General features: G+C 71.1%; 10 protein-coding genes and 1 riboswitch. Of the genes, 3 read left to right on the plus strand and 7 right to left on the minus strand.

Features of this window, described 5'->3' with window-relative positions:
• Nucleotides 1-23: 23 nt before the first annotated feature.
• Complete coding sequence (locus tag ABE488_RS10230) at nucleotides 24-3,053, minus strand: TonB-dependent receptor (protein WP_346448211.1); 3,030 nt, start codon at nucleotides 3,051-3,053, stop codon at nucleotides 24-26.
• 169 nt (nucleotides 3,054-3,222) lie between these two features.
• Between ABE488_RS10230 and ABE488_RS10235 the strand changes: the two genes are divergently transcribed.
• Nucleotides 3,223-3,783 (plus strand): RNA polymerase sigma factor, encoded by a 561-nt coding sequence (locus ABE488_RS10235; RefSeq protein WP_346444440.1) that lies wholly within the window; start codon nucleotides 3,223-3,225, stop codon nucleotides 3,781-3,783.
• Nucleotides 3,780-4,841, plus strand: a complete 1,062-nt coding sequence (locus ABE488_RS10240) for a FecR domain-containing protein (RefSeq protein WP_346444441.1) — start codon at nucleotides 3,780-3,782, stop codon at nucleotides 4,839-4,841. Before ABE488_RS10235 ends, ABE488_RS10240 begins: the two co-directional genes overlap by 4 nt.
• A gap of 36 nt (nucleotides 4,842-4,877) precedes the next feature.
• Here the strand turns inward: ABE488_RS10240 and metE are convergent, their stop codons facing one another.
• On the minus strand, nucleotides 4,878-7,196 hold the full coding sequence (gene metE / locus ABE488_RS10245; RefSeq protein ID WP_346448213.1) for a 5-methyltetrahydropteroyltriglutamate--homocysteine S-methyltransferase: 2,319 nt from the start codon (nucleotides 7,194-7,196) through the stop codon (nucleotides 4,878-4,880).
• A 209-nt stretch (nucleotides 7,197-7,405) separates the two neighbouring features.
• Nucleotides 7,406-7,638: riboswitch (cobalamin riboswitch) on the minus strand.
• 18 nt (nucleotides 7,639-7,656) lie between these two features.
• Nucleotides 7,657-8,367, minus strand: coding sequence for an NAD(P)H-dependent oxidoreductase (locus ABE488_RS10250; RefSeq protein ID WP_346448215.1), 711 nt, complete (start codon nucleotides 8,365-8,367; stop codon nucleotides 7,657-7,659).
• Between the two features lie 112 nt (nucleotides 8,368-8,479).
• Between ABE488_RS10250 and ABE488_RS10255 the strand changes: the two genes are divergently transcribed.
• The gene (locus ABE488_RS10255; RefSeq protein WP_346448217.1) at nucleotides 8,480-9,409 is read left to right on the plus strand and encodes a LysR substrate-binding domain-containing protein; all 930 of its coding nucleotides are present in this window, start codon (nucleotides 8,480-8,482) and stop codon (nucleotides 9,407-9,409) included.
• Nucleotides 9,410-9,424: 15 nt separating this feature from the next.
• Here ABE488_RS10255 and ABE488_RS10260 read toward each other — a convergent pair whose 3' ends face one another.
• From ABE488_RS10260 to ABE488_RS10275, 4 genes are read right to left on the minus strand one after another with little or no spacing between them, the layout of a single operon-like run.
• Nucleotides 9,425-9,604: an oxidoreductase-like domain-containing protein gene (locus ABE488_RS10260; RefSeq protein ID WP_346444449.1), complete on the minus strand. Its 180-nt coding sequence runs from the start codon at nucleotides 9,602-9,604 to the stop codon at nucleotides 9,425-9,427.
• Between the two features lie 31 nt (nucleotides 9,605-9,635).
• Complete coding sequence (locus ABE488_RS10265) at nucleotides 9,636-10,475, minus strand: phosphatase PAP2 family protein (RefSeq protein ID WP_346448218.1); 840 nt, start codon at nucleotides 10,473-10,475, stop codon at nucleotides 9,636-9,638.
• 1 nt (nucleotide 10,476) lies between these two features.
• Nucleotides 10,477-11,445, minus strand: a complete 969-nt coding sequence (locus tag ABE488_RS10270) for a transaldolase (RefSeq protein ID WP_346448219.1) — start codon at nucleotides 11,443-11,445, stop codon at nucleotides 10,477-10,479.
• A gap of 31 nt (nucleotides 11,446-11,476) precedes the next feature.
• Nucleotides 11,477-12,667, minus strand: coding sequence for a CoA transferase (locus ABE488_RS10275; protein WP_346448221.1), 1,191 nt, complete (start codon nucleotides 12,665-12,667; stop codon nucleotides 11,477-11,479).
• Nucleotides 12,668-12,732 lie beyond the last annotated feature (65 nt).

The raw sequence follows: 12,732 nt of genomic DNA on the forward strand, positions 1-12,732 counted from the left end.
CTTCGTGTCGGGGAGCGGGACGCTCAGAACTTCAGGCGAACGCCGGCGGTGTAGTAGCGACCCATCACGTCGTAGTACGGCGAGAACGTCGATCCGATCGGCGCCTGCTTGTTGGTGACGTTGTTGATCGCGCCGTACAGCTCCAGCTGTCCGCCCTCGCCCAGCCGCGTGCTCGCACCCAGGTCGTAGTAGACGTAGCTGCCGATCGCGCCGTTGACGATCGCCTGGTTGCGGTCGTACTGCCCGGACGAGATGTAGCGGGCACGGACGTTGGCAGAGAACCGGTCGCTGTTGAACGTCAGGCTGCTGACCGCACGCCAGCGCGGCACACCCAGCCCGAACGCATAGCCCTGCGAGCCGACGTACTCGATGTTGTTGATGCCGTCGTCGGTGGTCAGGCTGTTGATCCAGCTGGCCAGGGTGCGCGTGGTCAGCGTCCCGCCCACACCGAACAGCGTCGTCGGCCGCTTGTAGGCCAGCTCGATGTCCACGCCGTCGGTCTTGTACTGCGACAGGTTGGTGTAGGTGGAGACGATGCGCGTGATGTTGCCGCCGGCATCGCGCTCCACGCGTGCGCACATCGCCGGGTTGCCGGCCGCGCAGCGGTTGAGGATGTCCTGCAGCCCCACCGTGGTGATGACGTCCTGAATCTGGATGTCGAAATAGTCCACCGACAGATCGAGCCCCTCGATCGACTGCGGCGACCAGGTCAGGCCGACGGTGAGCGTGTCCGCGGTCTCGGGGACCAGCGCCGGATTGCCGCCGCCGTTGCTCAGCGCATACACCGTCTGGCCGGTGACCGGGTCGAGCACGTAGCTCCAGCCGGTGGTGCTGGTGGTGAACAGTTCGCTCAGGTTCGCCGAGCGGATGTCGCGCGAGCGGGCGATGCGGCCGCGAAAGCCTGGAAAGAACTCGTTGGTCGCGCCCAGCTTCCAGGACCAGATCGCTCCGGTGGTGGAGTAATCGGACACGCGCGCGGCGGCGTTGACGCCAAAATCGTGCAGCAGGCCGCGATCCTTGGCGATCGGCAGCAGCACCTCGCCGAACAGTTCCTTGACCGTGAAGCTGCCCTGCATCGGATTGAAGCTGAAGGAGCGGAACGCCTTGGCCGCATCGAGTGCACCCACGCGCTGATCGATCGACTCGCGCCGCGCTTCCACGCCCACCGCCACCGAGGCGGCGCCGGCCGGCATCTGGAACGGCTCGCCGCGCAGGCTCGCGCCGAAGGTGTCGAGCTTGGTCGTCGAGCGCTGGCTGGGCGTACCGGTCACGTAGTCGGCCGCGGCCTGCGACGGCGCGCCTTCGCCGAACACGTTGATCGGCACGCAGGCGACGCTGGGATCGGCGAGCGTGACCCGGCACACCGGCGCGCCGGTCGCCGGGTCGATGACCGAGTCGATCGCGTTCGCCCACGCCTGCCGCAACACGAAGCCGGGCGTGTCGAAGTTCTGCTCCGCCTCGCCGTGCGAGTAATAGGTGCTCCAGCGCCAGTCGCCGGCGTAGCCGTCGAAGGCCAGCGTGGCCTGGGTGGTGCGGCGCTCGAAGTCGATCCGCGGATAGTTGATGTCGTTGTTGAACCGGCCCAGCGTCAGCGTGCTGGCGCCGGCGGCGATCATTTCCTCGCGCACCGTGCCCGGCAGGAATGCGTTGTCCAGCCCGATCGACAGGTTGCCGCGGTTGTGGTCGCCGAACCAGATGTAGTGGTTGTACATGCGCGAGTGGTGCACGTCGGCGCTCATCCGGACCGTGTCGGTGAAGTCGTAGCGCACGCTGGCCAGCGTCGAGTAGCGCTTCTGCGGCGCGCTCAGCGGGCTGTAGTCGTCGTTCGACGGGCCTTCGCCGCCGCTCATCAGCGCACCGACCACCTTGCCGTAATCGAAGGGCCGCAAGGAACCGTCGGGGTTGAACGCCTGACCGGTCAGCGAAAACCCGCTGACCGCCTTGCCGTTCGCGTCGCGCGCGCCGACGATCAGCCCACCGATCGCGGCATCGGCGAAGCCGACATCGGGCATCAGCGTCGGCTGGCCATCGATCCGCAACGTCGACCAGCGGCCGGCCCGGGGGCGGGCACTGCGCGGCACGATGCCATCGTTGTCGAGGAACTCGCCGCCGACCAGCAGGTGGCCGCGATCGTCCGCGAAGCGCGTGCCCCAGGCGCCCTCGAAACGCTTTTCGTCGCCGTCCGAATAGGTCGAACGCCCGGCCTGCGCGCCGAACTTCACCCCCTCGAAGTCGTGATCCAGGGTGATGTTGACCACGCCCCCGACCGCGCCCGAGCCCCAGGCCGCCGACGCACCGCCGGTCACCACGTCCACGTATTTCACCAGCACCGACGGCACGGTGTTGAGGTCGTTATCGCCCGAGACGCGACGTCCGTCGAGCAGCACCAGGGTCCGGCTGATGCCCAGGCCGCGCAGGTCGACCGGGGCGTTGCCGGCGCCGGTGTTGGAGCCGGTGGTCTGCGGCGAACTGGTCGCACGGAACTGCGGCAGGTCATTGAGCGCGGCACCGATGTTGGTGCGCATGTCCAGGTTCAGCTCCTCGGCGCTGATCGGCAGGATCGGCGTCGGCGAGACGAAATCAGGCCGGTCGATGCGCGAGGCCGAGACCCGGACGGTGTCCAGGCTGACCGCATCGCCCGACGCCCCCGCGACCGCCGCACGCGCACCGGACGCCGCCGGCGACGCCGCGGCCTGCGGCGCGTTCTCCTCGGCGACGATGATCACGCGGCCATCGCTCTCGCGGTAGGTGAGTCCGGTGCCGGCCAGCAGCAGGTCCAGCGCCTCGCCGAGGCTGTGGCGCCCGGACACCGCCGGTGCGGTGATGCCTCGCACCAGATCCGGGGACACGATGATCTCGCGCTCGGCGCTGAGCGCCAGTTGGTTGAGCGCGGCGCCCAGTGGCTGGCTCTGCACCGCGAACTCGCGCTGCGGCGCTTGCGCCGATACCGGTGCGACGGCGCCGACCATGCAGCCCAGCGCGATCGCCAGCGCCGGCACCAGCGGATGCAACGAATGGCGACGCGCGCCCCCAGCCCTCAAACCCTGTGTCATGAAATCCCCTCGAAGTCGTGATCGGTCCCCGCCGCTCCTTGACGATTGGTCATGACGCCCCTGTCCACGATGCAGACGCACGCCGGTCACAATTCCTCAGCTTGCTCATCACGCGCCGCTCACATAGGGTTCGAAGGGCGACACCCCGTCTTCTCCTCCCCCGACACCGATGACTGCGCCCGCCCCCGGCAAGGCGTCCGAGGCTGCCCTGCGGCACCCGGACGAGCGGAACGTCACCCGTCTGGCCCAGCAGTACCGGCCGGCGTTGCTGCGCTATTTTTCGCGGCACCTGACGAGCACGGAGGACGCCGAGGACCTGACCCAGGACACGCTGGCGCGCCTGAGCCAACAGCCCGCCCCCCGTCTGGCCGGATTGGCGAACGTCGAGGCGTTCGTGATGCGCATCGCCTCCAATCTGCTGCGCGACCGCTTTCGCCGCGACCGCAGCCATCGCAAGTCCGATCATGTGCCGATCGAGGCGGTCGCCGCGGCCTGGCAGAGTGAGGAGCCGTCGTGCGAATGCGTCTACGCAGACAAGGCGCGTCTGCAACGGTTTCTGCAGGCGCTCGATGCGTTGCCGCCGCGCTGCCGCGAGGTCTTCTTGCTGCAGCGATATGATGGGCTGACCTACAGCGCCGTCGCCAAGCGGCTCGGCATCAGCGTGAGCGCGGTGGAGAAACACATGATGCGGGCCCTGATGCACCTGGATGCGACCCTGGACGAGGCATGAAGCCTGAGCTCGAGCTGATCGAAGGCGGCGATCCGATCCGGCGCCGCGCAGCCGCGTGGTTTGCGCGCCTGCGCGCCGACGACGTGCACGGCACCGACCTGCGCGCCTGGCAGGCGTGGATCGACGCCGACCCGCGCCATCGCGCCGCCTACGAGCGGCTGGAGCAGTTGTGGACCGGGCTGGGCACGCACGCGCCGCATCCCGAGATCGCACGCCGCCTGGACGCCGTCGCGGCGCCCCAGCGGGCGCCCCGCCCGCGCGCCCGCCGTCGCTGGCCGGTCGCCGCAGGTCTGGCCGCCACCCTCGCCCTCGCGCTGCTCGGCGCCTGGCAGCTGCTGGTGCCGGCCGCGCCGACCGAGCGTGTCTACGCCACCGGTGTGGGCGAGCGCCGCGAGCTGACGCTCGAGGACGGCACCCGCATCAGCCTGGACACCGACAGCCGGTTGCACGTCGCCTTCGGGCCGCGCGCACGCACGGTGGTCCTCGACCGCGGCCGCGCGTTCTTCCGCGTCGCCCGCGAGCGCCGGCCACTGACGGTGCACACCACGCACGGCGGCCTGCGCGTGGTCGGCACCGAGTTCGAGTTGAATCGCCGCGCCGATACGCTGGACGTCGCCCTGATCCAAGGCGAGGTCGTGCTGCTGCCGCTCGATGGCGGCAGCAACGGCCGGCCTGCCCCGTTGCTGGGCCTGGTCGCCGGCCAGACCGCGCGGCTCAGCCGCGATCTCGACACGCCGCAGATCGGCACCTTGCGCAAGCTCGCCGCGCCGGCCTGGCTGTCGGGCCGGCTGGTGTTCGAGGACGCGACGCTGGCCGAGGTCGTGGCCGAGTTCAACCGCTACAGCCACGAGCGGATCGTCATCGAGGACGCGTCGCTGACAGAGCTGCGCGTGACCGGTGTGTTCCGCAGCGATGCGCCGTTGGCCTTCGTCGGGGCGCTGTGCGAGGCCTATCCGATCGTGGCCGACGCCAGCACGCCCGGCCGCCTGCAACTGCGCCGCGACCCGGCCCAGCGGGCGACCGGCGATGCCGGGCGCCGCGACGTCGGCCGGCGCTGACGGCCGCGTCGCGACATCCGGCATCGGCCAGTGCGGTCAGGCCGGCACGGCGGGGGCCGCCTCGGTCCGGCCGCGATCGGCATGCGCACGCAGCGTGCGCGCCGCCGCGACCAGCGCTGACAGCGCCGCGCGTGTTTCCGGCCAACCGCGCGTCTTGAGCCCGCAATCGGGATTGACCCACAGCTGGGCGACCGGAATCGACTCGGCCGCCCGGCGCAGCAACGCGGTCATCTCCTCGACATCGGGCACGCGCGGAGAATGGATGTCGTAGACGCCCGGGCCGATGCCGTTGGGATAGCGGAACCGCACGAAGGCCTCGAGCAATTCCATGCGCGAGCGTGAGGTCTCGATAGAGATCACGTCGGCGTCCATCGCCGCGACCGCCTCGATGATGTCGTTGAACTCCGAGTAGCACATGTGGGTGTGGATCTGGGTGGTGTCGGCCACGCCCGAGGCGCTGATGCGGAAGCTCTCGACCGCCCAGTCCAGATACGCCGCCCAATCGGCGCGCCGCAGCGGCAGGCCCTCGCGCAGCGCCGGTTCGTCGATCTGGATCACGCCGATGCCGGCCGCCTCCAGGTCGGTCACCTCGTCGCGCAAGGCCAGTGCGATCTGCCGGCAGGTATCGGCACGCGACTGGTCGTCGCGCACGAACGACCATTGCAGCACTGTCACCGGGCCGGTCAGCATGCCCTTCATCGGCCGCGGGGTCAGCGACTGCGCGTAGCGCGACCAGCGCACGGTCATCGGCGCGGGGCGGGCGACATCGCCGTAGATCACCGGCGGCTTCACGCAGCGCGAGCCGTAGCTCTGCACCCAACCGTTCTTGGTGAACGCGAAGCCATCGAGCTGCTCGCCGAAGTACTCGACCATGTCGTTGCGCTCGAACTCGCCGTGCACCAGCACATCCAGCCCGAGGTCTTCCTGCACGCGCACGCACTGCGCGATCTGGTCGGCGATGAACGCATCGTAGTCGGCCTGGCTCAGCTTGCCGGACTTGTGCGCTGCACGCGCCTCCCGGACCTCGAGCGTCTGCGGGAACGAGCCGATCGTGGTCGTGGGCCACAGCGGCAGCGGGCGCAGCGCATCCTGCGCGGCCCGACGCGCGGCATAGGGCGTCGCGCGACGCGACGCGGACGCGTCGAGTGCAGCCACCCGCGCGGCGACCGCCGGCCGCTGCACGCGGGGCGAGGCGCGCCGCGCGGCGATCGCATCGCGCGCCTTGGCCAGCGCCGGCTCGGCGGCATCGGGATCGGCCAGCGCCTCGGCCAGCAGGCGCAGTTCATCGAGTTTCTGCCGGGCGAAGGCCAGCCAGCCACGCAGTTCGTCATCCAGCGCGGTCTCGCCCGCCAGGTCCACCGGCACATGCAGCAGCGAGCACGACGGCGCCAGCCAGACCGCATCGCCGCCGCGCGCATCGATCGCGTAGCGCGCCAGCACCAGCGCATCGTCCAGCCGCGTGCGCCAGATGTTGCGGCCGTCGACGAGCCCCAACGACAACGTGCGCCCGGCCGGCAGCGCGCCGAGCACCGCATCGAGTTGTTCGCGCCCGCGCACCAGATCGACATGCAGGCCGTCGACCGGCAAGGACGCGGCCAACGGCAGGTTGTCGTCCAGCGCGCCGAAGTAGGTCGCCAGCAGCAGCTTCGGCCGCGCGCCCTGCGCCAGCGTGGCGTAGGCCCGATCAAAGGCCGCGCGCACCGCGGGGTCGAGGTCGAGCACCAGCGCCGGCTCGTCGATCTGCACCCAGGCCGCGCCGGCGGCGTGCAGGCGTGCCAGCAACTCGGCGTACACCGGCAGCAGCGCATCGAGCAGCGCGAAGCGATCGCTGCCGTCGACGGTCTTCGACAGCCACAGCAGCGTGACCGGCCCGAGCAGCACCGGCCGGGTCTCGATCCCCTCGGCCTTGGCTTCCAGGTACTCGCGCACCGGCTTGTCGTCGCGCAGCGCGAAGCGCTGGCCGGCCTGCAGTTCGGGCACCAGGTAGTGGTAATTGGTGTCGAACCACTTGGTCATCTCCAGCGCATGCAGGTCGATGCCGTCCTGCTGATGACCACGCGCCAGCGCGAAGTAACCGGCCAGCGGATCGGCATCGGCCAGCGCGCGGTAGCGCTCGGGGATCGCGTCGAAGCCGAAGGCGGCGTCGAGCACCTGGTCGTAGAGCGAGAAGTCGTTGCTCGGCGGCGTGGCGACGCCGGCCTCGCGCTGCAGGCGCCAATGGCGCAGGCGCAGGTCCCGCGCCACTGCCTGTAACTGCGCGGCGTCGGCCTCGCCGCGCCAGTGACGTTCGACGGCGCGCTTGAGCTCGCGTTTGCGGCCGATGCGGGGAAAGCCGAGATTGGTGATGCCGGTCATGGTGGATGCGTCCTCAATGCGTGGGATTGAGGAACGAAGGGTCCGCATGGCGTGCACCGCGCCTGCGCGCGCCCGCCTGCCACACGGCCGACCTTCGCCCCCTCGGGCGAACCGGAGCCTGCGTGCGGACGTGCGGGACCGGCCGCGACGTGCGCGGCGCGATGCCCGTGCACCTCCCCGCGGAGGCCCCAGGTCGTACGTGCGCGCCTGTCGGTGCGCACGGCCGAGGCAGGTCTTCGGGCTCATGGACGGGCCACCTGCGAGATGGCGGGCCTACTGCCCGTCGCTTCCCGGCCCGAACGGGCGCCAGTGCATTGACGGGGGTCGTTTCCAGTTACCGCTGCGGGGCAGCGCCGGAATTGCCGCCATGCGGCGCACCGGCTTCCCTTTTAATCATCGCTTCATTCGCATGAAGAGATGAACCTTGGCGGCGACACGGTAGCCCCGGGCGAACGGGCGGTCAAGCGGGCATCGCCGCGGCGGCCGTCTCCCGCGCATCGGCCTGGTCGGCAAGGCGATCGACCAGCGCATCGACCGCGGCCTCGGCACGCGCGATCGAGGCCGCGAGCCGGGCATCGGCGAACTCGTCGTACTCCACTGCGACCCGATCGACGTCGGTGATGCCCATGTAGCGCAGCGGCGTCATCACGCCCTGCTCGACCAGGTTGTCGCCGGCGTTGCGACCGCCGGGGTCGTAGTCGTGATCGCCGCGCGCACCCAGCAGCACGGCGCGGCGGCCCTGATCGGCCAGCATCGGCCAGTACGGCGCACCGGTGCGCGCGCGATCGAAACCGAAGGTGCGCCCCACGCGCACGATGTTGTCGATCCAGGCCTTGACCGGCGCGGGCATGCCGAAGTTGTACATCGGCACCCCCATCACCACGAGCGGGCTGCCGAGCAGCTCATCGATCAGCGCATCGCTCTCGGACAGCCGCTCGATCATCCACGGCGTGCGCTGCGCCGGCGGCGTGAACGCAGCATGGATCCAGCGGCCGTCGACATGGGTCGGCGGCGTCAGGGCGAGATCGCGATAGACGATGCGATCGCCGGGGCGCCGCTGTTGCCAGCGCGCGACGAAACGGGCGCCGAGCCGGCGGGTATGGGAGCCGTGCGGGACCTCGCCCGAACAACCGGGACGGGCACTGCCGTCGAGATGGAGCAAGCTGAGCATGATTCACCTGGCGAAGCTGGGAGAGAATGCGCACTGCGGCGCTCCGGCATGATTGGCGCCGGCCCAGAGCCCGACAAACGATGTTTTCTTGTCCGATGGATGAATTGCGCTCATGCACGATCGCCCCGCCCGCCTGCCACCGCTGAGCGCACTGCGCGCGTTCGAGGCCGCCGCCCGACGCCAGAGCTTCAAGGCCGCAGCCGAAGAACTGTCGCTCACGCCCACCGCGGTCAGCCACCGCATCCGCCAGCTCGAGGACTGGCTGGGCCTGCGGCTGTTCGCACGCCAAGTACGCCAGGTGCGGCTGACCGAGGCTGGGCAACGCCTGTACCCGAGCGTGCGCGGCGGCTTCGATGGCATCGCCACCGCCGTCGCCGACCTGCAACGGCAGACGCGCCGCCCCGCGGTCACGCTGAGCACGACCCGGGGCTTCGCCGCCCGCTGGCTGTTGCCACGCCTGCCGGCGCTCGCTGCGGCCGCGCCCGAAGTCGATCTGCACCTGCACGCGGCCGACGACCCGGTCCGGCTGGCCGCCGGCGGCACGGAGCTGGCGATCCGCTACGGCCCCGCACCGGCTCCGCAGGTCGAAACCTGGCCGCTGCTGCCTGGACGTTTCATTCCGGTCTGCGCCCCCGGCCTGGCGCTGGCCGGCCCGACGGCGCTGGCGACCGTGCCGCGGCTGCGCTACGCCTGGCGACTGCAGGACGCCCACACCCCCGACTGGCCGCGCTGGTGCCGAACGGCCGGCCTGCCGGACACGCACGGCGGCGAACTCGGCTTCTCCGACGAAGCGCATGCCATCCAGGCCGCGATCGCCGGCCAAGGCATCGCACTGGCGAGCGTCGCCCTGGTGGCCGACGCACTGGAAGACGGCGTGCTGCGGGTCCCGTTCGGCCCCGCGCTCGACGGCCACGACTTCCGCCTGCTGGCCGCGCCCGGTACCACGCGCACACCGGCCGTCGCCGCCGTCGCCGCCTGGCTGCGCGCCGAAGCCGACGCGTTCCTGGACCGGCACGCCGCGCGCTTCGCAGCGGTCGCGTAAACCCGGCCGCGCGCGTCAGTCGACCCCAGGATGGCGCACGCGCCACGCGGCCAGCCGGGCGCGGTAGTCGGCCATCGCATCGGCGTGCAGGTCGTAGACGCAGATCGGGCAGCCGCTGTCGCAGCAGTCGCTCGGCAGCGGGGCCTCGGGCGGTTCGGGCCGCGGATCGGGGTCTGGGACAGGTGTCGTACTCATCGCGCGGCCATTGTCGCGCAGCTCGCCGGCCTCAGCGATCGTCGGCGGCCGGCAGCGGCGACAGGCGCAACGCGGCGGTCTGCGCGTCGCAGCCCTCGGGCCGGGCGCCGCGCGCACGTTGGGCGGCGACCTCGTCGCGCGCCGCCGCCAGGTCGGCCAGGAACGCCGGTTCGGCCTGCAGCCGCGCGAAGGTCGCGGCGCCGACCACCTGCCCCTGCACGATGTCGCTGTACCAGTGCACGTTGCAGACCAGTCGGCTCTCGCCGAAGCTGCGTCCGCGTTGCAGCAGCGGATCGGCGCGATCGGGGGCGACGGCGGTCAGCGCCAGCGCCCAGGTCCAGCCGATCGCGGTGTGGCCCGACGGGTACGAGCCGCTGTCGCGCAGCTGCGCGGCCTCGCCTGGCGTACACACCGGCGCGCCGTTGGCCAGGAACGGCCGGCGGCGCTGCCAGTGCAGCTTGGCGGCGCGGCCGTCGATCGCGGCGTCGGCGAGGCTGCGTCGCAGCAACCGCACCAGATGCGGGGTATGGGTCGTGTCGATCGGCACGCCGAGCGCGCAGGCGTAGAGGTCGGCCGCCTGGGGGAAATCGAGGTCGGCGTCGATCGCCGCCTGCCGCCAGCGCGGGGTCTCGCGCAGGGCCAGCGCACGCGCCGCGATGGCCTCATCGAGGGCCCGCGCGACCGAATCGGGCGCCGGCGGCGCGGGCAGCAATGCGCGGCTGTCGAAGCCGGGCGCATCGAGGTAGCCGATGCTCACCCCGGGGCGATGCTCGGGCACGACCACCGGCGCGGCCGCCGTGGACTGCGGGCCGCCGGCACAGCCGGCGACCAACAGCGCCGCCAGCACGCCCACGGCGCGCCGGACGCGCATCTCAGCCGGCCTGCAGCCGCTGGGCGATCGTCTGGCGCAGCGCAGCGAGATCCTTGGCGAACGCGGCGATACCGTCGCGCAGCTTCTCGTCGGCCATCGGATCGGCCTTGAGATCACGCGCGAAGCGTTCGGCGTCGACCGGCGGGTCGATCCGGCCATCGCCTTTGCCCGGCGTCAGCGCGCGCGCCAGCGGGCCGTGCTGGGCATCCAGCGCTTCGAGCAGGTCGGGCGAGATCGTCAGCCGGTCGCAGCCGGCCAGCGCTTCGATCTGCGCGGTCGAGCGGAACGAGGCGCCCATGACCACCGTCGGCGAGCCGCGACGCTTGAACTCAGCATAGACATCGCGCACGAAACGCACGCCCGGATCGTCGTCGATCGTCGCCGGCACCTCGCCGCGCGCGACGTGCCAGTCGAGGATCCGGCCGACGAACGGCGAGATCAGGAACACGCCGGCCTCGGCGCAGGCGATCGCCTGGCTGCGGTTGAAGATCAGCGTGAGGTTGCAGTCGATATCCTCGCGCTGCAGCTGCTGCGCGGCGCGGATGCCTTCCCAGGTCGCGGCGATCTTGATCAGCACGCGATCGCGGCCGACACCGGCATCCTCGTACATGTCGATGAACTGGCGCGCCTTGGCGAGCGTGGCCTCGGTGTCGTGCGACAGGTCGGCATCGACCTCAGTCGACACCCGGCCCGGCACCAGGCCGGCAAGCTTGCGGCCGACGCCGATCGTCAGGCGGTCGACGACCTGGCGGACCACGGCATCGGCATCGCCGTCGAGCCCGCGCGCGCGCTCGAGCTCATGCTCGATCAGCTCGGCGTAGATCGGCAGGTCCAGCGCCTTGCGCACCAGCGTCGGGTTGGTCGTGCAGTCGACCGGCTTGAGCCGCGCGATCGCGTCGGCATCGCCGGTATCGGCGACGACGACGGACATCGTGCGCAGTTGGTCGAGCTTGGATGCGGCAGCGGACATGAACACCTCGGGTTGGGACGTGGACCGCCGCTCAGGCGGAATCGCCATTGTCGCGTCCCACGGCGCCCAGGGCCACCCTGACCGCCTCGGAATGCTGGCCCAGCGTGGGCGCGGCGAACGGGGCAGGCCCCGGCGTGCGGCCGAAGCGGATCGTCTGGGCGACGCCGCGGTAGCTGCCCAGGGTCGGATGCGCGATCGTGCTGACGATGCCCTCGGCCAGCACCTGCGGATGTTCGAACATGTCCTCGACCGCACGCGCGGCCGCGCACGGCACGGCATCGCCGAAATGCGCCTCCCAGTCCAGCGCATCGCGCGCGGCCAGCGCCGCGTGCAACTGCGGCAGGATGTCGTCCGCATGCTCGGCACGCTTGCGCACAGTGTCGTAGCGCGGATCAGCGGCCAGTGCCTCGAGCCCGGTCAGCGCGCACAGCGCCTGCCAGAACCGCGGTGTATTGGCCGAGATGTAGAGCCAGCCCGCACGCGTGGGATGCAGCCCGGTCACCCCGCCCGAGCGCATGTCGCGGCCGATGTCGAGCGCTTCGCCCTCGGCCCAGACCATGCGTGCGGACTGCATCGCCAGCGCGCTGCGCAGCAGCGAGACGCCGACGAACTGGCCTTCACCGCTGCGCTCGCGCTCGTACAGCGCCGACGACACCCCGGCCGCCAACAGCGCGGCCGCGTAGTAGTCCACCACCGAGCCGTAGACCAGCTCCGGCGGCCCGCGGCGCTTGCCCTGCAGGGTGCAGATACCGGTCATCGTCTGCAGCACCTGGTCGTAACCGGCCTTGTCCTTCAACGGGCCGGTCTCCCCGTAGCCGGTGACCGCGCAGTAGATCAGCCGCGGGTTCATCGCCGACAGTGTCGGGAAATCGATCGCCAACCGCTCCGGCACGCCGGGCCGGAAGTTGTGCACCAGCACGTCGGCCTCGCGCACCAGCCGGTAGAGCACCGCGCGGTCGTCGTCGGCCTTGAGGTTGAGGGTGACGCCGCGCTTGCTGCGGTTGATGCCCAGGAACGCCCGGCTCTCGGCGGCCAGCGTGGAGGGGTAGTTGCGCAGGTTGTCGCCATCCGGCGGCTCGACCTTGATCACGTCCGCGCCCTGGTCGGCCAGCAGCGCGCAGCCGTAGGGGCCGGCGATGTAGGCACTCAGATCGAGCACGCGAACGCCGCTCAACGGGCCGGGCGCGCCAGCGCGACCATGGGCGAAAGGGGAATCCGTCATCTCGTCCGATATCCATTCAACGCGACAGCGCAGGTCCGGGGCAGTCTGCGCGACGCATGCGCCGC

The sequence above is a fragment of the Luteimonas sp. TWI662 genome, assembly GCF_039673825.1.
Lineage (GTDB): Bacteria > Pseudomonadota > Gammaproteobacteria > Xanthomonadales > Xanthomonadaceae > Luteimonas.

Excerpts from the sequence above, each read along its gene's own strand:
- ABE488_RS10230 (WP_346448211.1), bottom strand. The coding sequence starts at position 3,053 with ATGACACAGGGTTTGAGGGCTGGGGGCGCGCGTCGCCATTCGTTGCAT.
- ABE488_RS10235 (WP_346444440.1), top strand. The coding sequence starts at position 3,223 with ATGACTGCGCCCGCCCCCGGCAAGGCGTCCGAGGCTGCCCTGCGGCAC.
- ABE488_RS10240 (WP_346444441.1), top strand. The coding sequence starts at position 3,780 with ATGAAGCCTGAGCTCGAGCTGATCGAAGGCGGCGATCCGATCCGGCGC.
- metE (WP_346448213.1), bottom strand. The coding sequence starts at position 7,196 with ATGACCGGCATCACCAATCTCGGCTTTCCCCGCATCGGCCGCAAACGC.
- ABE488_RS10250 (WP_346448215.1), bottom strand. The coding sequence starts at position 8,367 with ATGCTCAGCTTGCTCCATCTCGACGGCAGTGCCCGTCCCGGTTGTTCG.
- ABE488_RS10255 (WP_346448217.1), top strand. The coding sequence starts at position 8,480 with ATGCACGATCGCCCCGCCCGCCTGCCACCGCTGAGCGCACTGCGCGCG.
- ABE488_RS10260 (WP_346444449.1), bottom strand. The coding sequence starts at position 9,604 with ATGAGTACGACACCTGTCCCAGACCCCGATCCGCGGCCCGAACCGCCC.
- ABE488_RS10265 (WP_346448218.1), bottom strand. The coding sequence starts at position 10,475 with ATGCGCGTCCGGCGCGCCGTGGGCGTGCTGGCGGCGCTGTTGGTCGCC.
- ABE488_RS10270 (WP_346448219.1), bottom strand. The coding sequence starts at position 11,445 with ATGTCCGCTGCCGCATCCAAGCTCGACCAACTGCGCACGATGTCCGTC.
- ABE488_RS10275 (WP_346448221.1), bottom strand. The coding sequence starts at position 12,667 with ATGACGGATTCCCCTTTCGCCCATGGTCGCGCTGGCGCGCCCGGCCCG.